The organism is Porphyromonas sp. oral taxon 278 str. W7784 (assembly GCF_000467855.2).
Classification (GTDB): domain Bacteria; phylum Bacteroidota; class Bacteroidia; order Bacteroidales; family Porphyromonadaceae; genus Porphyromonas.
Genome location: NZ_KI259221.1, coordinates 205,077 through 230,912, shown reverse-complemented (window position 1 = coordinate 230,912; position 25,836 = coordinate 205,077). Strand labels below are relative to the sequence as shown.

Here is a 25,836-nt window from a genome sequence, read left to right as displayed (position 1 = left end):
TAGGTTTTTTCGACGACCTACCGTAGGTCGCTGAAGCCCCTCTCTGATCCCCCCTCTAGATCCCTGATAGACAGCGGGAAGTCGGCGGGTCGCTCTTCTCAGAGAAAAAGCCCCTTCAGAGACCCTTGCTTTCCCGCCCACTTAGCCTCAAGCATGGAGGGGAAGAGAAGCATGGGAGATTTCGGGGGAATATGTATCTTTGAATGGTCTTCGTCACCGACACAGACGAAGGCTGTCTGCACCATGGCACGACTCAACGGCTCTCATCTCGGAGCAAAGGCCCTCCCCCTTTGGTAGAGAAGGAGCACTCTCACACTAACTAGAGCTAATAGCAATGAGTACTAATTGGCAAGAGTACTACGCCAGCCACACAACGACTGCTCTCAGCGCCGTACAAGCAGCGGTGAAGAGCGGTGACTTCCTGGTCTTCGGACACGCCGTCGCTGCTCCCAGCGATCTGTCGAAGGCCCTCTTCGAAGACCGAGAGCGACTGACCGACGTCAAGGTCTTCCACATGCTGTACTTCGCAGAGCCGTGGCATCTGCGCCCCGAGATGAAGGGGCATGTACAGCCTATCCTTAACTTCCTCGACAAGAATAGTCGCCCTGCCTTCCGTGAGAAGCGAGTCGACTACCTCCCTTGTCACTTCCATGAACTCCCTAGCTTCTTCGAGGAGGGGGTCTACCCCGTAGACGTCGCTTTCATCTCGGTGAGCGAGCCCAACGAAGAGGGCTACTGCTCCTTCGGCGTCTCCTGTGACTACACGAAGCCCGCAGCCGAATGTGCCCGCATCGTCGTGGCGGAGGTCAATAAGCAGATGCCCTTCATCGGCGGAGACAATCTCATCCACGTCACGAAGCTCGACTACATCGTCCCCGTAGACCGCCCTCTCGTAGAGATCCCCCCCGCTCCCATAGGCGAGGTAGAGCAGCGCATCGGTGAGATCTGTGCCGAACTCATCGAGGATGGCGACACGCTCCAGATAGGTATCGGGGCGATCCCCGACGCTGTCCTGCAGTGCCTCCAGGGGCGCAAAGATCTGGGGCTACACACGGAGATGTTCACCGACGGCGTGATGCATATGATCCAGTCGGGGCATGTGACGGGGGAGAAGAAGACCCTGCATCACCGCAAGGTAGCTAGCTCGATCATCATGGGCTCCAAGGCGCTCTACGACTTCATCGATCATAACGAGATGATCGAGATGTACCCCGTGAACCACATGAACGATCCCTACGTCATCGGGCAGAATGACCGCATGGTCTCGATCAATTCCTGTCTGGAGATCGACCTCTACGGGCAGGTAGCTTCCGAGGCGATTGGCTTGGAGCAGTTCAGCGGAACGGGCGGTCAGGTCGACTACCTTCGTGGGGCTAAGCGCTCCCGGGGTGGACGCTCGATCCTGGCCTTCACCTCCACAGCTAAGGGCGGGACAGTCTCCCGTATTGTCCCCGTCCTTCCCCCAGGAGCTACGGTGACCTCGGGGCGTAATGAGGTCGACTACATCGCTACCGAATACGGGGCAGTGCGCCTAAGGGGGCTGACGCTGAGGGAGCGTGCTCTTGCTCTCGTGAGCATCGCCCATCCCGACTTCCGCCCGGGGCTGATGGCAGCCATCGAGGAGCGCTTCTCCTAGCGAGCACCGACCAGAGCCTTCCGACGAATTGAGCGACGACTACCCTGATGAACCTAGGTAGTCGTCACTTGTCTTTAGACCGAAGTCGTACTGATCTATGCACACAAGACCGCTCCTCTCCCTCAAAGTAGGTAGTCCTTTGGTGGGGCAGTCCCACGATTTGGGGTGAATTTATCCGATAAATAGTTTTTTATATGATAAATGCCTACATTTGCCTAGATACTAATGGGGCCTATGTCGTACAAGTCTTGCCATAGTGACACCGCCGAGCATGAAGGCCCTCACCCACTTATGGCCACACAAGTATGCTGAGAGTAATGCGTTTTTCTGATCATCAAGCAGAGCGCTTCTGGCGAATTGAGACGCTGGGAGCAGACTTGATGACTAATTGGGGGAAGATAGGTACATCGGGGCGCTACGAGGTAAAGACCTTCTCGAGCGAGACCGAATGCGAAGAGCGAGCCCAGCAGTTGGTCGACACCAAGATCAAGGCTGGCTACCAAGACTACCCAGAGTTTGATCCCAACCAATCCTTCTACTATGATGATGATGAGACAGGCCTTCATCCTCTGACCAGCCATCCTGCCTTCCGCAGGTATTTCTCCTCAGAGGTCTACTACTCGAGCATCCAGGATGCCGCTCCCTTTGGCAATGATGAGGGGAGTGACGCCCTATGGGAACTGAGTGACCTGCTCCGCCGTAGACCTAAGGCAGATCTAACCAATTATCCTGCCTCCCTCCTGATGAAGCTTTATCGCCTGCCCTTCTGTCCTCCTAAAGGTGAGACTAAGGGCGAGCTCGAAGCACAACGAGGGATCACTCTGGGGGATCGTGATACGCTCGAGCAACTCAGACGTACCGATCGAGTCATCGTAGCCCTCGCGCTGGCTCAGGTGAAGATCACTGGTGAGCTGTCCAAGCAACTCTATGAGCTAGCCCTTCGCTCCCTAGAGCGCCTTGGCAAGCTCAAGAGCATTGGTGTCACGGTGCGTTGCTCAGTAGAACTCCTAGCTGAGGAGCGGTCAGACCTAGAGACGTATGCTAGCTCCGTCCCCCTCGTCTAGACGGATCAGCCCACGAGAAATAAAGGGAGACGCCCACTTAGCTTCGATGCTAGGTGGGCGTCTCCCTTTACTATACTCCTCCGAGGTCCCTTAGGCTTGGGCAGGAGTGAAAGATGTGGTAATGGAGTGAGAGGGCTTAGGCTAGGGATGGTAGGTGAGGCGTAGTACCTTGCGAGTATGAACACTAAGGGCATAGGTGCTATCAGCTACGTGCCCCACGAGCCAGAGTGGTGCTGAGCCCTTGCAGACGAGCAGGGCTTCTCTCCGCTCCTGGTGGGTGTACTTCCCGTCGATGAAAATACGTCGAAGGAGCTTCTTCCCCTTCATCCCATAGGGGCGTAGCGCATCGCCTTCCTCTCGAGAGCGTAGGGTGAGCGTCGTTGCTCCTAGTAGGTCGTAGTCGAAGAGAGCCACAGTGGTTGGTACTCGGAGAGCTCCCTGCAGTTCCTCCATAGGGAGTACTTCCCAGGAGAGCTTCCCACCGAAGGGTAGGGGCATGCTCCCCTTAGAGGTGAGGTCGATACTTAGGCTGACCTTCTCCCCTTCTTCCCTAGGAAGGAGCTCCAGGTACCTAGAGCCATGGTAGAGGATGTAGCGTGGAGCTTGGAACTTCCGACCTGCTTCTCCGCCCTTCTTCAGATGCTCTTCGAGATCCATGATCACCTCACGCCTGAAGCCATAGGGGCGTAGAAGTTCGAAGAGTAGCGTACTACGCTCAGTGTGATGGAGTAGGGGATGAAGCTCGATCTTGTCTTCGGTGAGTAGCTCCTCTCGGTAGCGCTCAATGGTCTCTAGATAGAGGGCTTCTGCCGAACGAAGATGATCGATCGTCCGAAGGGCTACCCCTCGGAAAGAGGGATTGAGCTCCTCGAAGAGAGGGATGAGACGATGACGGATGAGATTGCGCTTGTATTGAAGCTCTTCGTTGCTACTATCCTCTCGATAGTCCTGACGAAGATCACTGAGGTAGGTGAGGATGAGCTCCCGAGAACAGGTCTGTAGCGGGCGGATGATCCCCTCCGAAGGCTTACTGAAGGGCATCCCGCTGAGCCCCCGTATCCCGGTGCCCATGGATAGGTTCAGCAGGAGCGTCTCTACTTGGTCGTCGGCATTGTGAGCTACGGCTATGACCGTCTTCCCTTCCCTGTAGAAGGTAGAGAACCAGCTATAGCGCAGAGCTCGAGCAGCCATCTCGATAGATACCCCTTCCCTTCGGGCATAGGCTTGGGTATCAAAGCGCTCTATATGGAGGGGAATACCGTGATGCTGGCAGAGAGCCGATACGAAGGCTTCGTCCCCATCACTCTCGTCGGCACGGAGGGAGAAGTTGCAGTGCAGTGCCTCAAGACGCTCCCTATAGCCTAGAGCAAGCATAGCCATCAGCAGAGCGACCGAATCGGCCCCTCCGCTGATGGCTATGTATATCTTGTCTGTGTAGCTGGCTACGAGCCCATGACACTCGATGGTCTCAGCGACCCGCTGCTCGAGTGTATGGTGCATGAGGTAGCTTAGTTATGCTGGTGAGCTTCCTCTACCAGCTCGGGGTCGACGAGGATACGACCACAGTATTCGCAGACGATGATCTTCTTGTGAAGCTTCAGGTCTACCTGACGCTGGGGGGGGATCTTATTGAAGCAGCCACCACAAGCATCACGGTCGATAGGCACTACGGCTAGACCATTGCGAGCACCCTCACGGATGCGGTTGAAGGCATGTAGTAGACGCTCCTCGATACCCTCTTCGAGTCGGATGACTTCAGAGCGCAGAGCTTCTTCTTCTTGCTTGGTCTCACCCTTGATACGAGAGAGCTCCTCCTGCTTAGCTTCTAGGTCTACACGACGCTCGGCGATAGTTTCCTTGAGGGAGGCGATACGCTCCTTGCGGTGCTGGATCTCTGTGTTGCCTTCGTTGATGCGCTTCTGCGAAAGTTCGATCTCGAGGCCTTGGAATTCGATCTCCTTAGAGAGGTTATCGTACTCGCGGTTGTTCTTGACATTATTAAGCTGTTCCTTGAACTGCTCGATGCGGTCCTGCGCTTTCTGGATCTTAGCCTTCTCAGTAGCGACAGCCTGGACTTGGCGCTTGCTGTCCTCTTCGAGATGCTTTAGTCGTGTCTCCATTCCTTCGATCTCATCCTCTAGATCCTGTACTTCGAGGGGGAGTTCGCCTCTAAGGGTCTTGATATGGTCGATCTTAGTGAAGGTCTCCTGCAGGCGACTCAGTGCTATGAGCTTGTCTGCGATGGTGCGATCAGCAGAGTTGATATTAGCCTCAGGAGTAGCTACCGTAGTGCTTACTTCAGGTTCAGCCACTGCTGTCTCTGCCTTAGCCTTGGTAGACTTCTTTGCTGTAGTCGTCTTCTTTGTCGTTGTTTCTTTCGCCATTATGGGTGCTGTAACGCTTTTATAGGATTGGAGTCTAACTCACTTTGATAGACTGCAAAGTTAGGCATTTTCTGTGAGATGATCTGTGCAAAGAGCCTAGTAGCAATGTGTTCGCTCTCGTAGTGGCCTACTGTGGCTAGGATAGGAGCGCCCTCACAGTCGAAGTAGTCGTTGTACTTAGCCTCTCCTGTGATGAGAATATCAGCGCCTGCCCGTCGGGCTTTGGACCAGAGGAAGGCACCAGCACCTCCGCAGATGGCGATACGCTTGACATGGGTCTTTGGCGTCACGCTGTAGCGGAGCTGGTCGGTACGGAAGTAGCGAGCGATGCGCTCTAGGAAGGACTCTAGTGGCTCTTCTTCTGCAAGCTCACCGATGACACCTGCGCCTATCCTGGGGTGTAGGTTCGCTAGGCTCGTGATGCTATAGGCGGGAGTCTCGTAGGGATGAGCCGAGAGGAGGGCTCGCTCTACCTGTGGCTGAAGGTAGGCGGGGAAGGTCACGCTGAGGCGCTCTTCCTGCTCCTCATGGAGACTGCCTACCTCTCCCACGAAGGGATGAGCCCCGTCGAGGGCTCGGAAGGTACCCGTACCCTCACTACGGTAGCTACAGCTGTCGTAGGCGCCGATCTTCCCTGCACCTGCTGACCAGAGGGCCTCGGAGACATGGCTGACGTACTGAGTGGGCACGAAGGTCACGAGCTCCATAAGTGTCCCCCTCTGAGGCTCGAGGCTCGTCACCTGAGAGAGTCCTAAGTCCTCGGCGAGAAGATAGTTGAGTCCGCCGTCTGCATTGTCTGCATTGGTATGCGCTGCATATATCGCCAGGTCGTGACGGATAGCGAAGCGTACACAGCGCTCTATGTAGCTCTCCGTCCCTATTCGCTTCAGTCCCTTGAAGAGAAGAGGATGGTGGGCGATGATGACGTTGCACTTCTTCTGGAGAGCCTCCTGGAGTACTTGCTCCGTGATGTCTACACAGCAGAGCACTCCCGTGGCTGGTAGCGAAGGGTCTCCGACCTGCAGGCCACAGTTGTCGTAGCTCTCCTGGAGAGCGGGGGGGAGCAGCTCGGTGATGGCGCTCCAGATGTCCTGTATCCGTATCATGATGACTAGTGCTTCTTTTTCGGACTTCTACGCTTGAGCCCCGTGATGAGTACGATGACGGAGGCTAAGCCTAAGAAGAAGATGAAGAGGGCTGTACCCCATGAGCCTAGGAAGGGCTGATAGAGGCGACCGGCGTGGAGCTCTAAGGCAGCCTGCCAGAGAGAATACGGGCTCTCGTTGAGCGCCTCAGGCTGGGGTGCGAAGGGGCGGAGCTGAGCCCCACCGTCTGGTAGTCCCGTGCGTCCTACTGCTCCGTGATCATAGAGGAAGACGAGGTCGTCCTCGGGGCGCTCTCCTGCTAGTAGCCCTGATACCGTGAAGGAGCCGACAGGAGGTCCCATCCTCACCTCACCGACGCTCTCGCCCGTGAAGTAATTATGTATAGGCTCTGCCCACCCTGGGTGTACCTCGAAGAGACCGGTAAAGGAACCGACGAGCCACGAGCCGTCTGCCCGCTGGGCGAAGCCATTGATACCCATAGGGCTTACCTGAGGCTGCAGCTCCCATGGCTCTGGTACTGCCGAGAAGTCCTTGAGCCTGTAGAAGCCTTCGCTCGTAGAGAGGAGCCATCCTCCCTCGTGCTTATCCTCACGGATCGCTCGTAGGCGGTCAAACCATGGGTTATCACTATAGAGGCTACTGAAGCGGTTGGGCTGTGCCTTGGTGAAGACGAGCGGTAGCATCAGGGGCGGACGAAGCACCCAGCCGGTGACGAAGACAAAGAGTACAGCGTAGAAGGTCTTCCTGCCTATCGCCTTATGCCACTTAAAGTTTGTGGAGAGGCGTTTAGAGAGGCGATGCTTCTGCTCCTCCTCTGCTCTCGTGCTCTCACGATCCTTTCTCCTCACGAGTCGGCGACGGAGGAAGGTGTAGCAGATCCCCGTTAGGGATAGGATCATGACCAGCACGCCAAGGAGGTCGACGATGATACGCCCTACGAGACCGAAGTACTCCCCACTGTGCAGGGCCCAGACTATTTGGAAGAGGAGGATCTTACCCGTGTAGCCCTCAGGCTTTTTGAGTTCGTAGGTCGTCCACTCAGGCGAGGAGAGGCTACGGCGGTAGAGGAGCGAACGGCTCAGTAGCAGTACTGAGTCGCCCGAGATCTGAAGGTCGGCCAGTCGGCCGTGTACCGAGGAGGGAAGGGGTTGCTCGACCCAGCGTGAACCCTCGGGGCTAAGCTTGTAAAGGCGGTACTGGGAGGCTACCCACACCCCGCCGGCACTATCACGTGCCATAGACATGATCTTAGCCTCGTCGGCTCCAGGGACAAAGCCCGCCCCCAGAGGCTTAGCCTCGCTTCGTAGACTGCTGTCGGTGACCCAGACACCTGCCGAGCCATATATATAGGCCAGGCTATCGGAGCGGAGTACGCCTCGGACGGCACCATTGTTCCACCCGACGAACTGATAGGATCGGGGGAGGACGCTACGAGGGATGTCGACACTCTGGAGTAGGTCTCGATGGTTGAGCAGGATCCCAGAGAGGGCAGCGAAGAAGAGGAAGAAACAGAGGGGTATCCCTAGGTACTTGTGGAGCTTCTTTGCCTTCATCTAGGGTCTCTGGCTAGCTTGTGTCTCCAGCTCTGCCTTCAGCTTGCTGAGCACGGGGTTGGCATACATCATCAGGAGACAGCGACGGAGGAACTCCCGGTCTGGCTCCAGGTCTTCGGGCAGGCGGACGAGCTCGATACGGCTCTCGATGTACTGGAGGGCACGGCTCTTGTCCTCCTCAGTGTAGGCTCCGTAGTGATGCTCGACGCCGTCGATGAGGTCTAGGGCGATGTAGTTGATCGGGAAGAGCTTGTAGTGGCTATGGATCTCCCTGTCGATGAGGGAGGCGATGGACTCTACACTCAGGGGACGCTCTAGGGGTACCTCTCCCAGAGCGATAAGCTCAGAGAGTGGACGGCCGACGTGGAAGGAGACTTCTCCCTTCCAGCCAAAGATCCCCGTGCGCATATTGATCCCGTCGTCCGAGGGGCTCTTCTTGAAGCCCTCGACGTCCCGCTTGAGTTGCATCTCCTGAGCCTTGAGGTAGTCACAGGGGTCATACTCGTAGCTACAGGTCACGGGCACAATATTCAGAGGGGAGAGCGCCTGCTCAGAGTCTTTCGTTTGCGCACCGAGGGCAAGCATCTTCAAGAGGGCAGGCTGGGTCTTGTCCGTCGAATCCTTGGAGCGACCTTCACGCTGAGCGATCCAGAGGCTCTTACCCTCCTGGATGGCATCATGCATGTATTCGGAGAGGAGACGAGCAGCGAGAAGGATTTCCCGTCCCTGGAGGTTACGCCGGACGAGGAAGCTTCCATTGAGCTTGACAAGCGTCTCGATCCAAGGGTAGAGCATCAGGTTGTCCCCGATGGCTATCTCTGGGAACTTCGCCCCGGCATCAGCGAGGAGGACGTTGAGGAAGGCTGAGTCTAGGATGATGTCTCGATGATTGGAGATGTAGGTGTAGGCTCCTTGGGGCGTGATGTGCTCCGTGCCTGTTAGTTCGACCGAGGCACAGCACTTTGCCATGATGTGCTTGACCCAGTGATAGCTGACCTTACTCTTGAAGTCCTCCACCGTCTGACAGGTGCGGAGTACGGCGACGAGCTCCTCCCAGCTGACTCCTAGCCCTAGTCTATCGTAGACGGCACGTAGAGGCTCGAGGCTCGTCAGGTGCTGTATGGCTGCCTGCACCTCTTCGGGGGCAAGGGGACGGATGCTTTCGTATTTCTTGAGATCCATAGTTGGCTAAGGTGATAGGTGGCTAGCGAAGATGATCCTGGATGAGATCCGTGAGGAGCTGAGGCATGGTGAGCCCTGCAGCTGCTACCTGCTGAGGGATGAAACTCGTCGGAGTCATCCCTGGTGTCGTGTTGACTTCTAGCAGGGTAGGGATACCGTCTGGCTCTATGATATAGTCTACACGTATGATGCCACGAGCATCGATGTGCTGGTAGATCTGGCGAGTCAGCGCCTGTATCTCGGCGGTAAGTTCGCTACTGATACGTGCGGGGGTGATCTCTTCGACAGCACCGTGGTACTTGGCTTCGAAGTCGAAGAAGCTATTCTTCGGTACGACCTCCGTCACAGGCAGGGCTGAGATCTCGTCGCCTAGGCGGTAGCACCCGCAGGTGACCTCTGTCCCTGAGATGAAGCGCTCGAGGAGGACCTCATCGCATTCCTCGAAGGCAAGGGTAATCGCCGCCTCCAGTGCTTCGGCCGTCTCTACACGGCTCGTAGCGACGCTGGAGCCTCCAGCATTGGGCTTAGCGAAGAGGGGAAGTCCGAGGCGAGCGACGAGCTCCTCTGTGGAGGGCTGAGCCTCGCCACGCTTCAGGCGCACCGAGTCTGCCACTCGGAGCTGAGGGTAGGTGGAGAGGTAGCGATTACAGTAGTACTTATTGAAGGTCAGCGCTTCGGTCAGCACCCCACCCGTATTGTAGGGGACGCCGACCAGGTCTAGGTAGCCCTGCAGGAGCCCATTCTCTCCCGGGGTACCGTGGACGGTGATGAGGGCGTAGTCGAGCTTGATGCGCTCCCCGCCCAGCATAAAGCTAAAGTCACACTTGTCTACAGGGATAGGGTCTTGGCCTTCTATTTGGACGAACCAGCCCGTATGCTCGATGACGATGAGATAGGGGTCGAAGAGACTGCGGTCGATCCATGAGAGGAGTCCAGCTGCGCTACGCAGGGAGACGGCATACTCTCCCGAGAAGCCCCCGGCGATGACAGCTATATGAGTTCGATTCATATTTAGAATTCTGATCGTGCTGATAGGATGATTTATACAGAGAACAAAAATACATCTTTCCTCGTTCATCGCCTTGGAACAGCCATAGGGGAAGCGCTTGCCCCGCCTCACTTCTTCTGGTTTTGCTTCCTCCGAACTAAGCCCTTCGCCATCCCCCTCGAGGCACTACTGCTACCTCCGAGGAGGCGCTACTGGTACCTCGAGGGAGGCAGCAGTAGTGCCACTAGGCGGGTAAGACTTGTTCGCTCTCAATCGGCTAGTACGAGGGGGCAGGTACTAATTTTTGTATCTTTGTGCACTATGCATTGGAAGAAATGAAGCAATACTTAGACCTGCTCCGCCATATCTTGAGTGAAGGGCATCACAAGGGAGACCGTACAGGTACAGGTACGATCAGTACCTTCGGCTATCAGATGCGCTTTGATCTCAGCAAGGGCTTCCCCCTGCTGACGACGAAGAAGCTCCATCTGAAGAGTATCATCTATGAGCTCCTATGGTTCCTCCGAGGCGATACTAATGTCCACTACCTCCAAGAGAAGGGGGTGCGGATCTGGAACGAATGGGCCCGCGAAGACGGCTCCCTAGGTCCGATCTATGGCTATCAGTGGCGCTCCTGGCCCGACTACAAGGGCGGGCACATCGACCAGATACAGCAGGTCGTCGACCAGATCCGTCGTGACCCCACTAGCCGGCGTATGATCGTCTCGGCGTGGAATGTAGCGCAGATCGATGAGATGGCCCTAGCGCCGTGCCACTGCCTCATGCAGTTCTACGTCGCCGACGGACGCCTGAGCCTTCAGCTCTATCAGCGTAGTGCTGATGTCTTCTTAGGCGTACCCTTCAATATCGCTTCATACGCTTTGCTCCTTCACATGGTCGCTCAGGTCACCGGACTAGCAGTAGGGGACTTCGTCCACAGCTTTGGGGATGTCCATATCTACCGTGACCATATAGAGCAGGTAGAGCTCCAACTGACGCGTGAGCCTCGTGAGCTCCCTCAGCTACGCCTTACCCCTACTATCACTCGGCTCGAGGACTTCGGCTACGAGGACTTCGAGCTCCTAGGCTACGACCCTCACCCGCATATCGCTGGCAAGGTCTCGGTCTGATCACTTACTCGGGCAAATCGATACTACTATGCTACTCTCTATAGTCGTGGCTGTGGCCAAGGATGGAGCTATAGGCAAGGGGAATGACTTGCTCTGGCACCTGCCTGGAGACCTCAAGCGCTTCAAGGCGCTCACTACAGGGCATACGATCCTGATGGGACGTAAGACCTTTGAGTCCCTGCCCAATGGTCCCTTGCCTCAGCGACGCAATGTCGTCATCAGCCGTTCACTTCAGAGCTCCGATGGGGTAGAGGTCTTCGCCTCGATCGACGAAGCCCTAGAGACCCTCTCCGAGAGCGACGACGAAGTCTTCGTCATCGGCGGTGGTGAGATCTACCGCCAGACCCTAGAGCGAGCACAGCGGATCTATCTGACCGAGGTCGATGCGACCTTCCCTGACGCCGAGGTGTTCTTCCCGAAGCTCGAGAGCGGGGAGTGGAAGGAAGTCGAGCGGACGACCTTCCCTCGTGACGAGCGGAATGAATATGAGACGGTGCTGGTCGTACTCCAGCGAAGGAATTGACTTCCCCATAAGTATATCACAAATCTATCTACATAAAGAAGATGCAGAAACCAACGATACCGAAGGGCATGCGGGACTTTGGCCCCATAGAGATGGCTCGTCGTAACTATATCTTTGACACCATCCGCCAGGTCTACGCTCTCTACGGCTACCGACAGATCGAGACCCCTACGATGGAGCAGCTCTCGACCCTGATGGGTAAGTACGGGGAGGAGGGAGACCGCCTCCTCTTCAAGGTGCTTAACTCTGGGGACGCACTGAAGGAGCTATCCGACGAGGAACTCCTGGAGCGCAATGCTATTCACTTTGCCAATAAGGCCTGTGAGAAGGGGCTCCGCTATGACCTCACCGTGCCTTTCGCCCGCTATGTAGTGATGCATCGATCTGAGCTTACCCTCCCCTTCCGCCGCTATCAGATCCAGCCCGTCTGGAGAGCAGACCGCCCGCAGAAGGGACGCTATCGGGAGTTCTACCAGTGTGACGCCGACGTCATCGGCTCTACCTCACTGATCAATGAAGTCGAGCTCCTAGGGATAATAGATGAGGTCTTCCGTCGCTTCGGGCTCCGTGTCCGTATCCTCCTCAATAATCGTAAGATCTTAGGCGGGATAGCCGAAGTGGCTGGCGAGGCTGACCGCCTCATCGATATAACTACGGCTATCGACAAGCTAGAGAAGATAGGGGAGGAGAAGGTCTTCGATGAACTCAAGGTGAAAGGCTTCTCAGAGGAAGCTATTGGTAAGCTTCGTCCCTTCCTCTCGCTCTCGGGGACGAACCGAGAGAAGCTCGCCCAACTCAAGGAACTACTCGCTAGCTCCGCCGAGGGGCAGAAGGGGATCGAGGAGCTGGAGTACATCCTCTGCCACACGGAGCGTCTCCAGTTCTCCGCCGAACTAGTAGTAGACCTCAGTCTAGCCCGTGGCCTCTCGTACTACACCGGAGCTATCCTCGAAGTCAAGGCTCTAGATGCCTCGATGGGAAGCATCTCCGGCGGGGGGCGCTACGACAACCTCACCGGTATTTTCGGTCTCGAGGGACTGAGCGGGGTAGGGATCTCGTTTGGTGCAGACCGCATCTACGACGTCCTTATGGAGCTGGGCCTCTTCCCAGAGGAAGCAGAGACGGGTACGCAGGTGCTCTTCGCTAACTTCGGCGAGGAAGAAGCCGCCTACCTACTACCGATCGTCGCTCAGCTTCGCCGTCAGGGCCTCCGCTGTGAGCTCTATCCTGAGTCCGTGAAGGTAAAGAAGCAAATGAGCTATGCGGATAGCCTGAAGATCCCCTACGTCATCCTCGTGGGCGAGGAGGAGCGCACTACTGAAACTTTCACCCTAAAGAACATGCAGACGGGTCAGCAGACCAAGCTAAGCCTCGACGAACTGATCCATACATTCGCTCTGCAGCACTAACGCCAGATAATCTATGCCAGACAGTAGTACCCACGAGCAGGGATACCCACTACTTGATCAGATAGAGACCCCGAGCGACCTAAGACGTCTCAAGGCAGAACAGCTACCTGCTCTCTGTGCTGAGATCCGTCACTTTATGCTCTCTACACTCTCCAGTATCCCGGGGCACCTCGGTGCTAACCTCGGTGCTGTCGAGATCACGGTAGCGATGCACTATGTCTTCGATACCCCTCATGATCGGATCGTATGGGACGTAGGGCATCAGGCCTATGTACACAAGATCCTCACGGGACGGCGACGGGACTTCCACACCCTTCGTACCTGGGGTGGTCTGGCAGGCTTCCCCATACCTTCGGAGAGCGAGTACGATACCTTCGCCGCTGGACATGCCTCTAATTCCATCTCGGCAGCGCTAGGGATGGCTGTAGGCACTGCCCTCAAGGAAGAGGACCGACGCGTCGTCGCCTTCATCGGCGACGGAGCGATGTCGGGGGGGATGGCTTTCGAGGGGCTCAACAATGCCTCTTCCTTCCCTAACAACCTGCTGATCATACTGAACGATAACAACATGTCCATAGACAAAAACGTCGGTGGACTCAATAGGCACATGGTCAACTTACTGACTAATCCTACTTACAATAGCATGCGCTACGACATGTATCGTATGCTTCGTAAGCTCCACATCGTACACGAGGATCAGCACAAGGACCTACAGCGCTTCAACAATCGTATCAAAGCTCTTCTCTCCGGACAGACAAACTTCTTCGATAGCTTCAGTATCCGATACCTAGGCCCTACCGACGGGCATGATGTCGTCCATCTGGTACAACTGCTTCAGGATATCCGGGACATGAAGGGCCCCCGTCTACTCCATATCAGTACCACCAAGGGTAAGGGATATATTCCCGCCGAGAAGGAACCAACGATATGGCATGCCCCAGGCAAGTTCGACCCCTCTACTGGCGAGCGTATCCAGTCGGTCTCCTCGACACCACAGCCACCGAAGTATCAGGACGTCTTCGGCAAGACCTTAGTAGAGCTAGCGGACCGGGATGAGCGTATCGTCTCCGTCACCCCCGCTATGCCTACCGGCTGCTCGATGACCTTTATGATGGAGAAGTATCCCAAGCGCTCCTTCGATGTAGGTATCGCTGAAGAGCATGCCGTAACTTTCTCTTCTGGTCTGGCGGCGGAAGGCTTTATCCCGGTGTGCAATATCTACTCGACCTTCATGCAGAGAGCCTATGATCAGCTCATCCATGATGTAGCGCTGACGGAGAGCCATGTGGTCTTCTGCCTCGATCGTGCCGGCCTCGTCGGCGAAGATGGGGCGACACATCAAGGAGCCTTCGATATAGCCTATCTCCGCACCATACCTAGTATGACTGTCTGCTCCCCTTATGACGAGGTACAGCTAAGGCATCTCATGTACTCCGCCGCCTTCGATTGGGTAGGGCCGGTAGCCATTCGCTACCCTCGTGGAGCAGGCTCTGTAGTGGAGTGGCAGCAGCCAATGCAGTCCTACCCCCATGGTCGAGCACGTGTGCTGAGCGAAGGCTCTTCACTAGCCATCCTCTCCCTTGGCCCTATAGGCGTCTCTGCCTCACACGTCGTCGAGCGTCTGCAGGCAGAAGGGTACAGTGTAGCGCACATCGACTTAGTCTTCGCTAAGCCTCTTGATGAAGCTTGTCTTCGAGCAGTCTTTGCTTCGACTCAGAAGATCCTCACCATCGAGGAAGGTTGCCTCAATGGAGGTGTGGGCTCGGCGATCCTACAGCTAGCTATGCAGGAGGACTATGCGGGACGTATCAAGACGCTTGGTCTGCCTGACGAGTTCATACCGCATGGTACCCCTCAGGAGCAGAAGCTCTACTGCGGACTCGACGAAGAGTCGATCTACCAAGCAGCGAAGCGTCTCCTAGCCCATTAGTCGTACTGGATAAAGGATAGACCATGAGAATAGTCATCGCTGGCGCCGGTGAGGTCGGGACGCACCTGGCGAAGATGCTCTCCAACGAGGAGCAGAATATCGTCCTGATGGATGCCGATGCTAAGAAGCTCGAGCGAGCAAGCCATCATCTGGAGGTTTTGCCCGTAGAGGGCAGTCCTACACTCCTGTCTGATCTGGAGCGGGCGCACGTAGAGGGTGCAGACCTCTTTGTAGCGGTGACTCCAGACGAGTCCACTAACATCATGGCTTGCCTCCTCGCTAAGCGCGTGGGGGCACGACACACGATAGCACGTATCAATAACGCCGAGTACCTCGAGGGCGAGTACAATACCCTCATGGAGGAGCTAGGCGTAGACTCGATGATCTATCCCGAGGAGCTCGCCGCCAACGAGATAGCAGCGATCACGGAGTATCCCTGGGCAAGACAGTACATCACCCTCTTCAATGGTGCTCTGGCACTTGTAGGGGTGAAAGTACGCCATGGCGCTCCTATCGTCGGGAAGTACCTCAAGGATCTCTCCAGCCTGCTGAAGGTAGAGGAGGAGAAGAGCTTCCACTTGGTAGCCATCAAGAGAGACTTCGATACCCTCATTCCACGAGGCGATACGCTCATCGAGCACAATGACTTAGTCTTCTTCACCTGCGCCGTCGATCATATCGATGTGGTACGCAAGCTGACGGGTAAGGAAGCCCCCGAGGTACGCCGTATGGTCATCATGGGCGCTAGCCCTGTGGCGCTACGTACCATCTCTAAGATCCCCGAGGATATACAGATCGCCCTCGTCGAGATAGACAAGGAGAAGTGCCTACGCCTCTCGGAGCAACTACCCCATAATGTAGAGATCTACCACGGCGATGGTCGTGACCCCGAGATCACCACAGAAGTCGGACTCGAGGACGCTCAGATCTTCGTCGCCCTCACTGAGAACTCCGAGACCAACGTACTAGCCTGTCTAGCAGCCAAGCGCTACAACGTCTACAAGACTGTTGCTAAGGAGGAGAATATCGACTACATACCGCTGGCCTACCGCCTCGACATCGGTACCCTGATCAATAAGAAACTGCTCGCCGCTGGATACATCTACAGGACGCTCCTAGGGCAGGAGACGGGGCAAGTGACCTGCCTCTCCCTCGTCAGCAATGCCGAGGTCATAGAGCTCGTAGCTCGCCGTGACTCTCGTATCGTCGGTCAGCCTATACGTGAACTCAAGCTCCCGGCAAACATGACCTTCGGAGGCATGATGCGTAATGGCCGTCCCTGTATGATCGATGGGGATACGGTCCTGGAGCCCTATGATCATGTCGTGATCTTCTACCACGACCTCCCACTCAATACCCTGAAGGAGCTCTTCTAGCTAGGCTAAGGCTCTCTATCTACTATGCACTCGATCAACTTCCGCTTCATCAGTCGCATCCTCGGGATGATGTGCTTTGTCGAAGGGCTGATGATGCTACTGGTCGTCCTGACAGCACTTATTTATGGCGAGGGGCTTTTACCGTGGGCAGTGACCATCGGAGCCTTCTTTACCCTGGGGTCGGTACTCCTGCACTTCGGGAGGAGGCTCAAAAAGAAGTTCGCCTCCCGCAGAGAGGGTATGCTGGCCGTGACGCTAGTATGGCTTCTACTCTCGCTTGTGGGGATGCTTCCCTTCCTCCTCACAGGCTCTCTGGAGAGACCCATCGATGCTTTCTTCGAGACGATATCAGGCTTCACTACGACGGAGGCTACGGTCTTCAACGAGGTCGAGAGCCTGCCTCACTCCATCCTCTTCTGGCGCAGTCTCACTCAGTGGCAAGGGGGGCTCGGGATCGTCGTCTTCACGGTTGCCCTTCTCCCGATCTTCGGGGGCGGTGCTAGTCAGATCTACAATGCCGAGACTACCGGCATCACGCATGACCGCTTCCTACCACGCATCTCCGATGTAGCCAAGTGCCTCTGGGTTGTCTATTTCGTGGAGACGCTTCTGCTGGTCGGGCTTCTATGGATAGGGCCTATGGACTTCTTCGATGCCGTCTGTCATGCCTTTACGTGCATCTCTACCGGGGGCTACTCGACACGGGATGCCAGCATCGCTGCCTTTGACTCGGCCTATGTAGAGTATGTGCTGTCGCTCTTCATGTTCCTCGGCAGTCTCAATCTCACCTTAGTCTACTTCGCCGCTACAGGTAAGCCCCAGCGCCTCTTCAAGGACGAAGAGTTCCGCTTCTTCACCTTCTTCATCGTAGTGATCGCAGTAATCACGACGATCTGGCTGGTACTGCAAGAGGAATACCCTTCGCTCGAAGCCAACTTCCGACAGTCCCTGTTCACAACCCTCTCTTTAGGGTCAAGCACAGGGTACACCGCCGCGGATATTACCCTCTGGGGACCATTTTTCTGGATGCTGGCGCTCCTCTTGATGTTCGTCAACGGCTGTGCTGGTTCGACCTCGGGGGGACTAAAGTCTTCACGCTTCCTCGTACTGATCAAAAACCTCTACAACGAGTTCAAGAAGCAGATCCACCCGCACCTGCTGACACCGGTGCTGATCAACGGACGCCAACTCAGCGTGAGCGTCGTGCATCAGATCGTAGCCTTCTGTGTGCTCTATGTGGCTTTAATCTTTTTCGGGGCTTCCCTCCTCATGCTTGACGACAATGGCTTTGTATCGAGCATCAGTATCGCTTGCTCTGCGGTCAGCAATTCCGGCCCTGGTATCGGCGAATATGCTTCGAGCGTAGCGGGAGCGGGCACGTTCTCCAAGTCCCTCCTCTGCTTCCTCATGCTCGCTGGTCGTCTGGAGGTCTTTACGGTCATCGGGATCTTGACCCCGCACTTCTGGAAGCGCTAGAGGGATAGCTCCGAGCACGCTCTAGGAGTGCATCGCAAGTATGCTTTAGCCTCCCTCCACCATATCCATGAGTCTCTACTAAGGAGGCGCTAGTACTAACACCGAAGAGGCACCAGTAGTACGTCGATCGAGGCGCTACTGGTGCCTCTTCGGCATTCATCAGTGTGCGCTTCGGGAGGTATTGTTGCAAGAGTAGGGGAGCCATGCTCGGGGATTCCTTGGGGGAAGAAGCTCTGCTTTGCCTGCTCAGTGATAGCCCTTACTGAGGAGGAAAACAGCCCTTGGGAAGGAGGAGGCAGGCGGAAGGGTCTCCTTTCAGTAGCAGTATGACCTTCTAGGCTAGAGTTTTGACCGAAGGTAGTTAACCCTACTCACTCTCTGGCGTAAATATTTTCCGCTGGAAACTTTGTCTAATAGAAGCTTGTTGTATCTTTGCACTCGTTCTCCGAGGGAGCAGCTCCCAGCGAGTGCACGAAATACAAGTAATGCTATCCAACTAATGAAAGAAAATACCCAGCGTAAGCGCTACCTTATCGTCGGTGGTGTCGCCGGTGGAGCTACTGCAGCAGCACGACTAAGACGCCTCACCGAAGAGGCTGAGATCATCCTCTTCGAGAAGGGGGAATATATCTCCTACGCCAACTGTGGCTTGCCCTACTATATAGGTGGGGTGATCGAGGAGCGTGACCGCCTCTTTGTCCAGACGCCCGAGGCCTTCGGTAAGCGCTTTGCACTCGATGTGCGTACCCAGAGCGAGGTCACCGCCATCGCCCCAGCGAGCAAACAGGTCACCGTGAGGACTGCTGACGGCCAGGTCTATACCGAGGCCTATGACAAGCTTCTCCTCTCTCCTGGGGCTGCTCCCGTGCGTCCTCCCCTCCCAGGGATAGACCTAGAGGGGGTCTTCACTCTACGCAACGTCCAGGATACCGATCGTATCAAGGCCTACCTCTCGGAGCATCAGGTACGCCGTGCCGTCATCGTAGGTGGTGGTTTCATCGGACTAGAGATGGCGGAGAACCTCGTCCACGCAGGAGCCGAAGTCTCCGTCATTGAGATGGCTCCGCAGGTGATGGCACCCATGGACTACTCGATGGCAAGCTTCGTGCATGAGCATCTACGAGAGCAAGGGGTGAAGCTTTTCCTCGAGCAGGCGGTCCAGTCCTTTGAGGAAAGAGAAGGGGGGCTAGCCGTGCGCTTCCAGTCTGGCAGCACGCTTGAGACCGATCTAGTGATCCTGTCGATAGGAGTGCGTCCCGAGACCCGGCTCGCCGAAGCTGCAGGGCTACGTATCGGCGAGGCTCGAGGGATCGAAGTCAATGAGTACCTACAGACATCCGACCCCGACATCTACGCTGTCGGCGATGCTATAGAGTTCCCCCATCCGCTCACGGGCAAGCCTTGGCTCAACTATCTTGCCGGTCCTGCCAATCGTCAGGCACGCCTCGTAGCGGACAACATTCACCTAGGCAACCGTGAGCGCTACGAAGGGTCTATCGGTACGGCCATTGCGAAGGTCTTCGACCTGACTGTAGCTACTACAGGCCTTCCTGCTAAGCGTCTTCGTCAGCTCGAGATACCCTATCTCTCGGCGACGATCCATACCGCCTCGCACGCTGGTTATTACCCTGGTGCTCGGCAGATGGATATCAAGGTCACCTTCTCCCCCGAGGACGGCAAACTCTATGGCGCTCAGATCGTCGGCTACGAGGGGGTAGACACACGTATCGACCAGTATGCCCTAGCTATCAAGCGAGGTGCTACCGTCGGGGAGCTCACAGAGCTAGAGCATGCCTATGCTCCACCTTTCTCCTCGGCGAAGGATCCCGTCGCTATCTCTGGCTACGTAGCGAGCAACATTCTCTCGGGGAAGATGCTCCCGCTCTATTGGCGTGAGCTTCGTGATGCTCGTCTCGACGAGATCACCCTGATCGATGTTCGTACGGAGTACGAAGCTCGCTTAGGGTCACTACCAGGAGCGGTGAACATTCCCCTCGATGACCTCCGGGAGCGACTAGGGGAGATCCCAAGCGACAAGCCTGTCTGGCTCTTCTGCGGTGTCGGGCTTCGTGGCTATCTAGCATCGAATATCCTACGATCCAACGGCTTCTCAGAAGTCCGTAACCTCATCGGGGGGATCAAGACCTACCGAGCAGCTACGGCTCCCAACCCTCTGCCCGATACCTCCTCCGCTTCGTCAGTGAAGAAGCCCTCACTAGAGCAGGCTTCTTCACCCGCATCAGCAAGCGTGCATCAGCTCAATGCCTGCGGGCTACAGTGCCCTGGCCCGATTGTCCAGCTCAAGCAGGCGATGGAGGCGCTCACCCCAGGGGAGATACTAGAGGTCCAGGCCACAGATGCGGGCTTCCCCCGAGACGCTGAAGCTTGGTGTCACTCCACGGGACACCGCTTCCTCTCTCAGGAGGCAAAGGGGGGCGTCTATACCGCTCGTATCGAGAAGGCCTCGCCCTGTGCTATAGCCACAGCTCAGACGCAGGACGGCGCCCACGGGAAGACCTTCATCCTCTTCAGTGAGGATCTAGACAAGGCGCTGGCGACCTTCATCCTCGCTAATGGTGCTGCGGCTACAGGGACGAAGGTCAGCATCTTCTTCACCTTCTGGGGGCTCGGTGCTATCAAGAAGGCTCAGAAGCCACCAGTGAAGAAGGACTTCCTTGCCCGTCTCTTCGCCTGGATGCTTCCCTCGGATACCCGACAGCTTCCCCTCTCTAAGATGAACTTCCTCGGCATAGGGCCTCGCCTCATGCGCTACCTCATGCGCTCCAAGGGCGTCGATAGCCTCGAAACCCTCCGACAGCAGGCGCTGGATCAGGGGGTAGAGTTCATCGCCTGCCAGATGTCTATGGATGTCCTAGGTATCGACCGAAGCGAACTCCTCGACGAAGTCACTGTCGGCGGTGTCGCCTCGTACATGGAGCGGGCAGAGCGCTCCCGTGTCAATCTCTTCATCTAACCCCTGATCATGGAGCCTGTACAGTCTATCTGCCTGATGCGTGCACTCGCTAGGGCCTTAGCCGAACTAGAAAGCGCTCTGGGAGAGGCTTTCTCCCTCTCCCTCAATGAGGCTATGACGCTCTGTGCCATCGCTCAAGAGCGTGTCCCTGCTTCCTTCGTCAGTGAGCAAACGGGGCTAAGTGCCTCGCTGACCTCTCGGGTGGTCAACGCCCTCGAGGATCGAGGCTTCGTCACTCGTAGCCTCGGACGAGAAGACCGTCGTCAGGTCTTCTTCGAGTTGACCTCCGAGGGTAGTAGCCTGCTTGCTCGTCTGAAGGAGCACCCGTTTGTCCTGCCGGAGTTCCTCCAGCAGCTCCCCCTCGAGACGCTCTTATCCTAGGGCGTCACTCTAAGCAGAGAGGGCTTCGTCTATCCATAGGGAAGGGAGGTTATTCCCACCTAGGAGTAGACGAAGCCCTCGCTGTATCTACGGGGTTAGAAGGCTCGCGGGGTGTCGACGAGTTCAGCGCTTGAGGAGCTGGAAGGACCAGTGGAGACTGTCGACGAGGAGCAGGTGATCGGAGAGCAGGGTAGCGAGGCCGAGGAGGTGCTTGAGCGCCTCTGCCCCCGCTATACTTCCCAGTAGTGCTGGCGTGGAGGAGATCACAGGTATAGGAGTGGAGCTACCCTCTAGTCCTTCCGAAGTAGAAGGGGACTCGGGGAAGAGGTCACAGTAGCCCTTCCCCTCGGGAGTGAAGAGCGCCACCTGTCCGCACCAACCGTCGATCGAGCTGTAGAGCCAGTGCTGCCCCGCCTCCCGAGTAACGCTATCGATGAGACGGCGAGCTTCTTCATTGTCCGTGGCATCGAGGATCAAGTCCTTGCCCGAGAGGAGCTGATGGGCATTGGTGGGCGATAGGCGCTCAGTGGAGGTCGTGAGGGTACAGTGAGGGTTGTATGCCTTGAGACGCCGAGCAGCGAGTAGGGCTTTCTTCTCCCCAAGATCCTCGGTGGTGTAGAGGGTTTGACGAGGGAGGTTGCTCCGAGAGACGGTGTCTGAGTCGACGATCAAGACCTTGCCAACTCCGGCTCCTACTAGTACCGGTAGGAGGGTAGAGCCCAGCCCGCCAGCACCGACGACCGCTATGGACTTCCGATCAAGTAGCTCTTGTCCCTCCCTCCCGACTTCGGGGAGTAGGAGCTGGCGGGCATAGCGCTCCTGCCACTCCTCGAGCCCTAGGACCTCCGTCCCGCTACGCCTTACATCCATGTGTCCCAATCCTTCCAAATAGGTTCGTAGCCCACGGAGCGCAGATAGGCGACGAACTCCTCTGGCGAACGACTGTCATTGATAGAGAACTGCTCGAGGTCCGCATGTTGCTCGGCATAGCCTCCTGGTTCTGTATGGCTCCCGGCACTCATGCTCGTGATGCCGAGGGGCAAGACGTGATTGCGTAGCGTCTCCGATTCTCTCGTGGAGAGAGAGATCTCGACATGGGGATCGAGGAGACGGAAGGCAAGGATGAGTTGCACTAGGCCTAGATCATCGATGGGACAAGAGGGCTCGTAGGCGCCTACCGCAGGGCGCAGGCGAGGGAGCGAAATAGAGTAGCGGGTCTGGCGGTACTTGCGCTTGAGGTAGCTCAGATGTAGCGCCGTGAAGGTACTATCGGTGCGCCATTCCTCGAGGCCCAGGAGTGCCCCCAGTCCGATCTTCTCTATTCCTGCCTGAGCGATACGATCGGGGGTCTCGAGGCGGTAGCGGTAGTCGGCCTTCTTCCCCGCTAGGTGGTAGCGGGGATAGTGAGCCTCGTGGTAAGTCTCCTGATAGACGCATACGTAGCTGATACCAGCACTACCGAGGGCGTGGTACTGCTCCGTGCTAAGGGGCTGTACCTCTAGGGAGAGCTGGGCGAAGTGAGGACGTAGATGCTTCACGACCTCTAGGTAGTACTGCCAAGAGGAGCTACGTAGATCCTCTCCACTTACCAGTAGCAGGTGCCTGAAGCCAAGCCTTTTGATCGCCTCCACTTCCCGGTCGATCTCCGAGAGTGTGAGCTGGCGACGTCGGATCTTATTCTCCTTGCTGAAGCCACAGTAGACACAGCTATTCGAGCAGATATTAGACAGGTAAAGGGGGAGGTAGAGCTGTAGGGTCTTCCCGTAGCGCTCTATAGTGAGTCGGTGGGCTTCACGAGCCATCACCTCCAGATAGGGTACTGCTGCCGGAGAGACGAGAGCGATGAAGTCCTCCGTCGTGCGGTAGGGCTGAGCTAGGGCACGCTCTACGTCTTCCGCTGTCTGGGCGTAGATCCTCCTACGAAGGTCTTCGAAGTCGTACCTCCGTAGGAAATCATATGCTGTAGTCTCCACGGTAGCTATTTCGAGGTAAAGAGGAAAGAAGTGAAGGGGGAGGAGGCTTCTGCCTCCATCCGCTTAGGAGCAAGCTTCGCTAAGTAGGCCCTACGACCAGCTTCGACACCTAGGCGGAAGGCTTCAGCCATGGATACAGGATCTTGTGCTGTAGCGATGGCGGTATTGACGAGGACAGCATCGGCTCCTAGCTCCATACACTCGGCAGCATGGCTTGGTGCCCCTATTCCGGCATCGACGACGACGGGGATGGTGCTCTCTGCGATGATGATCCTCAGTAGTGCTCGTGTGTCTAGCCCCCTATTACTGCCGATAGGAGCGGCTAAGGGCATGACAGTGGCACAGCCTACCTCTTCTAACCTCTTACAGAGGACAGGGTCGGCTTGCACGTAGGGCAAGACGGCAAAGCCTCGCTTCACTAGTGCCTCCGCCGCACGAAGAGTCTCGATGGGGTCGGGCATGAGGTAGCGGGGATCGGGGTGAATCTCTAGTTTGAGCCAGTCGGTCTGTAGCGCTTCTCGTCCCAGCTCGGCAGCAAGGATCGCTTCCTCGGCTGTACGTGCTCCACTTGTATTAGGCAGTAGGGAAAGTCCTGGGCGGTCAAGCGGGGAGATCATGTCGTCTGAAGAGGCTTCGTCCAGCTCTATACGCTTGAGCGCCACGGTGACGAGTTCAGTACCCGAGGCTTCGACTGCCTGAGCCATCAGGGAGGGGGAGGCAAACTTACCTGTCCCGAGGAATAAGCGGGAGTGGAAGGTCTTGTTCGCTATGGTTAGCATGGATCTGTAGTGGTTATGTTGTTTGAGTGATAGTTGGAGGGATGCTGGGGTATATCGGGTGCTTCGATGAGGGCGCCACTCATAGCGATCCCGTAGATACCTGTGGTGTAGAGGGCTGGAGCATCTTCTAGTTGGATGCCCCCGATAGCATAGACGGGGAGAGGGTAGTGGTGTAGCTTGAGTCGTCGGTAGCCCTCTAGCCCTAGCTGGGGAGCAAGCTTCTCCTTCGTCTTGGTGAATCGAAAAGGTCCTAGGCCTATATAGTCTACGGGGAAGGCAAGAGCCTTGTCCAGATCCTCCTGGCTATTGCAGGTACGGCCGATCAGCGCCGAAGGTCCGAGGAGCTGACGAGCAAGGGTAGGAGACATATCTTCCTTGCCTAAGTGCAGCCCATCTGCAGAGATAAGTGCGGCGATGTCTACATGGTCATTGATGATCAGCGGTACTCCGAAGCTTCGGCAGAGCGCCTGTAGATCACGAGCAGTATCTAGTATTGTCGCCCAATCACTTCCCTTCATCCGTAGCTGGACGATGTCCGCTAGTCCCAGCCTAAGGACACGCTCTGCCTGCTGGAGGATCTCCGTGCTTGTCCTGCCGTGGGTGACGAACATACGTCGTCCTAGATGCGCTTGTCCCTCCCTCTTGGGAAGCATGCTCCCACTACGGTAGCACCCTACGGAGCGCTGTGCCCTTCCCATAGCTTGGCCGAGCTCTTCCCCACAGTCAAGCGCTACGGCGAGCTCTGATGCGTAGAGACAGCCGGTACCATGGCGGTCTTGCCCTGTAGCTGGTGCGGTGCGCCGGATCTCCATGCCATCGGGGAGGTAGGCGATATCGGTGATCCCATCGCTTGTCACTTGGGCGGACTTACAGAGAAGTATCGTACCCGAGTGCCGGGCGACCTCTTGCGGGGGGATCCCTCCGAAGAGTACTTCCCGCTCATAAGCATTAGGGAGAAGGAGGTCAACTTCACCTATAGCCTGGTGCAGGGACTCAGGTGTACAGTCGGAGAGGAGCGAGTAGCCTGAGCTCGTCCTCAGTATCGGATCCCAGACGATCAAGCTGGTAGGGAAGAGACGGCGAAGATGCTTAGTGAGCGTAAGTACTTGCCCAAGCGAGGTGACGAGACCGATCTTAGCGACTTCGGGAGGGCGTTGCTGGGAGAGCGCCTCCAGCTGCCCTACAAGCTCCTCCTCCGTGACCGAGGTGCATCCATAGAAGGAATGAGCATCCTGCCGGGTCAGAGCCGTAGCTACCGTGTAGCACCTAGCACCGAGGCGCTCTGCGTGGCGAGCATCGGCCGTGATCCCCGCTTCTGCTGTTGGGTCGAGTCCGCCACAGAAGAGGATAGTCGGCTGGCACAAGCGTCGTAGCGCTCCCTCAAGCTCATGGATCCTAAGCCCCTCCCAATAGCCTAGGCTGGCCACCACTGAGAAGCCCCGGCGGAGGAAGGAGTTAGCATTCTCTGGTTGAATACCGCCAAGGGCAACGAGGGGGAAGGGGTACGATCGGCAGAGGTCTATGAGCTCCTCGTCCGACCAAGCTCCAGTAGCACCATATCCTGCCTTACTTAGGCTCGGAGCTACGGGACTTAGATAAGCATAGCTGGGAAGGAAGGGGAGTGCCTCTAGTTCCGCTCGGCTGTGGCAACTTACCCCTACTAGTTGGTCGGGACGAAGATCCTCGGGACGGCTAGAGAGTCCCCTCCAGTCAGAGACTGAGAGATGCACTCCTCCTAAGCCTAACTCCCTAACTAAGTCGACATGATGGGATAAGACGCACCTTCGTCTCAGTTCCCTAGGTATTGCCTCAAGGAGCTCCATCAGTGCCTCCTTAGAAGCCCCAGGCTTACGTATGTGTACACGACACAAGCCGAGGCGAAGGAGCTGTCCTATCCATATCGCCTCCTCAGCCCCCCTAAGGTCGGGGGGCGTGAGGGCGATGATCTGATGAGGTAGCATAGGAGCTGGTC

At 56.6% G+C, this 25,836-nt stretch carries 20 protein-coding genes; 10 read left to right on the top strand and 10 right to left on the bottom strand.

Annotated features, from left to right (window positions below; genetic code table 11):
- Positions 1 to 334 precede the first annotated feature (334 nt).
- Together HMPREF1556_RS00950 and HMPREF1556_RS00945 are read left to right on the top strand one after the other, a co-directional pair.
- Positions 335 to 1,636: an acetyl-CoA hydrolase/transferase family protein gene (locus tag HMPREF1556_RS00950; protein WP_021666297.1), complete on the top strand. Its 1,302-nt coding sequence runs from the start codon at positions 335 to 337 to the stop codon at positions 1,634 to 1,636.
- Between the two features lie 317 nt (positions 1,637 to 1,953).
- Positions 1,954 to 2,700, top strand: a complete 747-nt coding sequence (locus HMPREF1556_RS00945) for a WGR domain-containing protein (RefSeq protein WP_052332593.1) — start codon at positions 1,954 to 1,956, stop codon at positions 2,698 to 2,700.
- Positions 2,701 to 2,841: 141 nt separating this feature from the next.
- Here HMPREF1556_RS00945 and tilS read toward each other — a convergent pair whose 3' ends face one another.
- The 6 genes from tilS to HMPREF1556_RS00915 are packed head-to-tail and all read right to left on the bottom strand — an operon-like array spanning position 2,842 to position 9,934.
- On the bottom strand, positions 2,842 to 4,200 hold the full coding sequence (gene tilS, locus HMPREF1556_RS00940) for a tRNA lysidine(34) synthetase TilS (protein WP_021666295.1): 1,359 nt from the start codon (positions 4,198 to 4,200) through the stop codon (positions 2,842 to 2,844).
- Between the two features lie 8 nt (positions 4,201 to 4,208).
- Positions 4,209 to 5,084 (bottom strand): zinc ribbon domain-containing protein, encoded by an 876-nt coding sequence (locus HMPREF1556_RS00935; protein ID WP_021666294.1) that lies wholly within the window; start codon positions 5,082 to 5,084, stop codon positions 4,209 to 4,211.
- A complete protein-coding gene (locus HMPREF1556_RS00930; protein ID WP_021666293.1) occupies positions 5,084 to 6,190 on the bottom strand; it encodes a Nif3-like dinuclear metal center hexameric protein in 1,107 nt (368 codons plus the stop codon). Before HMPREF1556_RS00930 ends, HMPREF1556_RS00935 begins: the two co-directional genes overlap by 1 nt.
- 5 nt (positions 6,191 to 6,195) lie before the next feature.
- Positions 6,196 to 7,743, bottom strand: coding sequence for a PepSY domain-containing protein (locus HMPREF1556_RS00925; protein ID WP_021666292.1), 1,548 nt, complete (start codon positions 7,741 to 7,743; stop codon positions 6,196 to 6,198).
- Positions 7,744 to 8,925 carry a 1-acyl-sn-glycerol-3-phosphate acyltransferase gene (locus tag HMPREF1556_RS00920; RefSeq protein WP_021666291.1) on the bottom strand — a complete coding sequence of 394 codons (1,182 nt, stop codon included), beginning with the start codon at positions 8,923 to 8,925 and terminating at the stop codon, positions 7,744 to 7,746.
- Between the two features lie 22 nt (positions 8,926 to 8,947).
- A complete protein-coding gene (locus tag HMPREF1556_RS00915; RefSeq protein WP_044125027.1) occupies positions 8,948 to 9,934 on the bottom strand; it encodes a D-alanine--D-alanine ligase in 987 nt (328 codons plus the stop codon).
- A gap of 314 nt (positions 9,935 to 10,248) precedes the next feature.
- Between HMPREF1556_RS00915 and HMPREF1556_RS00910 the strand changes: the two genes are divergently transcribed.
- The 8 genes from HMPREF1556_RS00910 (at position 10,249) to HMPREF1556_RS00875 (ending at position 21,112) form a co-directional block, all read left to right on the top strand.
- The gene (locus HMPREF1556_RS00910; protein WP_021666289.1) at positions 10,249 to 11,043 is read left to right on the top strand and encodes a thymidylate synthase; all 795 of its coding nucleotides are present in this window, start codon (positions 10,249 to 10,251) and stop codon (positions 11,041 to 11,043) included.
- Between the two features lie 28 nt (positions 11,044 to 11,071).
- A complete protein-coding gene (locus HMPREF1556_RS00905) occupies positions 11,072 to 11,566 on the top strand; it encodes a dihydrofolate reductase (RefSeq protein WP_021666288.1) in 495 nt (164 codons plus the stop codon).
- A gap of 41 nt (positions 11,567 to 11,607) precedes the next feature.
- On the top strand, positions 11,608 to 12,975 hold the full coding sequence (gene hisS / locus HMPREF1556_RS00900) for a histidine--tRNA ligase (RefSeq protein ID WP_021666287.1): 1,368 nt from the start codon (positions 11,608 to 11,610) through the stop codon (positions 12,973 to 12,975).
- Positions 12,976 to 12,988: 13 nt separating this feature from the next.
- Positions 12,989 to 14,905, top strand: coding sequence for a 1-deoxy-D-xylulose-5-phosphate synthase (gene dxs / locus HMPREF1556_RS00895; protein ID WP_021666286.1), 1,917 nt, complete (start codon positions 12,989 to 12,991; stop codon positions 14,903 to 14,905).
- 23 nt (positions 14,906 to 14,928) lie between these two features.
- Positions 14,929 to 16,281 (top strand): Trk system potassium transporter TrkA, encoded by a 1,353-nt coding sequence (gene trkA, locus HMPREF1556_RS00890; RefSeq protein ID WP_021666285.1) that lies wholly within the window; start codon positions 14,929 to 14,931, stop codon positions 16,279 to 16,281.
- Positions 16,282 to 16,305: 24 nt separating this feature from the next.
- Positions 16,306 to 17,757, top strand: a complete 1,452-nt coding sequence (locus HMPREF1556_RS00885; protein WP_021666284.1) for a TrkH family potassium uptake protein — start codon at positions 16,306 to 16,308, stop codon at positions 17,755 to 17,757.
- Positions 17,758 to 18,256: 499 nt separating this feature from the next.
- Positions 18,257 to 20,731 (top strand): FAD-dependent oxidoreductase, encoded by a 2,475-nt coding sequence (locus HMPREF1556_RS00880; RefSeq protein ID WP_021666283.1) that lies wholly within the window; start codon positions 18,257 to 18,259, stop codon positions 20,729 to 20,731.
- 9 nt (positions 20,732 to 20,740) lie between these two features.
- A complete protein-coding gene (locus HMPREF1556_RS00875) occupies positions 20,741 to 21,112 on the top strand; it encodes a MarR family winged helix-turn-helix transcriptional regulator (protein ID WP_021666282.1) in 372 nt (123 codons plus the stop codon).
- Positions 21,113 to 21,235: 123 nt separating this feature from the next.
- Here the strand turns inward: HMPREF1556_RS00875 and HMPREF1556_RS00870 are convergent, their stop codons facing one another.
- From HMPREF1556_RS00870 to thiE, 4 genes are read right to left on the bottom strand one after another with little or no spacing between them, the layout of a single operon-like run.
- Positions 21,236 to 21,982 carry a HesA/MoeB/ThiF family protein gene (locus tag HMPREF1556_RS00870; RefSeq protein ID WP_021666281.1) on the bottom strand — a complete coding sequence of 249 codons (747 nt, stop codon included), beginning with the start codon at positions 21,980 to 21,982 and terminating at the stop codon, positions 21,236 to 21,238.
- A complete protein-coding gene (gene thiH, locus HMPREF1556_RS00865; protein WP_021666280.1) occupies positions 21,973 to 23,085 on the bottom strand; it encodes a 2-iminoacetate synthase ThiH in 1,113 nt (370 codons plus the stop codon). The genes HMPREF1556_RS00870 and thiH overlap by 10 nt, the downstream gene beginning before the upstream one ends.
- Before the next feature lie 5 nt (positions 23,086 to 23,090).
- Positions 23,091 to 23,864, bottom strand: coding sequence for a thiazole synthase (locus tag HMPREF1556_RS00860; RefSeq protein WP_021666279.1), 774 nt, complete (start codon positions 23,862 to 23,864; stop codon positions 23,091 to 23,093).
- Positions 23,858 to 25,825, bottom strand: a complete 1,968-nt coding sequence (gene thiE / locus HMPREF1556_RS00855; protein WP_021666278.1) for a thiamine phosphate synthase — start codon at positions 25,823 to 25,825, stop codon at positions 23,858 to 23,860. Before thiE ends, HMPREF1556_RS00860 begins: the two co-directional genes overlap by 7 nt.
- Positions 25,826 to 25,836 lie beyond the last annotated feature (11 nt).

Excerpts from the sequence above, each read along its gene's own strand:
- HMPREF1556_RS00915 (WP_044125027.1), bottom strand. The coding sequence starts at position 9,934 with ATGAATCGAACTCATATAGCTGTCATCGCCGGGGGCTTCTCGGGAGAG.
- trkA (WP_021666285.1), top strand. The coding sequence starts at position 14,929 with ATGAGAATAGTCATCGCTGGCGCCGGTGAGGTCGGGACGCACCTGGCG.
- HMPREF1556_RS00935 (WP_021666294.1), bottom strand. The coding sequence starts at position 5,084 with ATGGCGAAAGAAACAACGACAAAGAAGACGACTACAGCAAAGAAGTCT.
- dxs (WP_021666286.1), top strand. The coding sequence starts at position 12,989 with ATGCCAGACAGTAGTACCCACGAGCAGGGATACCCACTACTTGATCAG.
- HMPREF1556_RS00875 (WP_021666282.1), top strand. The coding sequence starts at position 20,741 with ATGGAGCCTGTACAGTCTATCTGCCTGATGCGTGCACTCGCTAGGGCC.
- HMPREF1556_RS00870 (WP_021666281.1), bottom strand. The coding sequence starts at position 21,982 with ATGGATGTAAGGCGTAGCGGGACGGAGGTCCTAGGGCTCGAGGAGTGG.
- HMPREF1556_RS00905 (WP_021666288.1), top strand. The coding sequence starts at position 11,072 with ATGCTACTCTCTATAGTCGTGGCTGTGGCCAAGGATGGAGCTATAGGC.
- hisS (WP_021666287.1), top strand. The coding sequence starts at position 11,608 with ATGCAGAAACCAACGATACCGAAGGGCATGCGGGACTTTGGCCCCATA.
- tilS (WP_021666295.1), bottom strand. The coding sequence starts at position 4,200 with ATGCACCATACACTCGAGCAGCGGGTCGCTGAGACCATCGAGTGTCAT.
- HMPREF1556_RS00920 (WP_021666291.1), bottom strand. The coding sequence starts at position 8,925 with ATGGATCTCAAGAAATACGAAAGCATCCGTCCCCTTGCCCCCGAAGAG.
- HMPREF1556_RS00910 (WP_021666289.1), top strand. The coding sequence starts at position 10,249 with ATGAAGCAATACTTAGACCTGCTCCGCCATATCTTGAGTGAAGGGCAT.
- HMPREF1556_RS00880 (WP_021666283.1), top strand. The coding sequence starts at position 18,257 with ATGAAAGAAAATACCCAGCGTAAGCGCTACCTTATCGTCGGTGGTGTC.
- HMPREF1556_RS00930 (WP_021666293.1), bottom strand. The coding sequence starts at position 6,190 with ATGATACGGATACAGGACATCTGGAGCGCCATCACCGAGCTGCTCCCC.
- HMPREF1556_RS00925 (WP_021666292.1), bottom strand. The coding sequence starts at position 7,743 with ATGAAGGCAAAGAAGCTCCACAAGTACCTAGGGATACCCCTCTGTTTC.
- HMPREF1556_RS00885 (WP_021666284.1), top strand. The coding sequence starts at position 16,306 with ATGCACTCGATCAACTTCCGCTTCATCAGTCGCATCCTCGGGATGATG.
- thiE (WP_021666278.1), bottom strand. The coding sequence starts at position 25,825 with ATGCTACCTCATCAGATCATCGCCCTCACGCCCCCCGACCTTAGGGGG.
- HMPREF1556_RS00950 (WP_021666297.1), top strand. The coding sequence starts at position 335 with ATGAGTACTAATTGGCAAGAGTACTACGCCAGCCACACAACGACTGCT.
- HMPREF1556_RS00860 (WP_021666279.1), bottom strand. The coding sequence starts at position 23,864 with ATGCTAACCATAGCGAACAAGACCTTCCACTCCCGCTTATTCCTCGGG.
- HMPREF1556_RS00945 (WP_052332593.1), top strand. The coding sequence starts at position 1,954 with ATGCGTTTTTCTGATCATCAAGCAGAGCGCTTCTGGCGAATTGAGACG.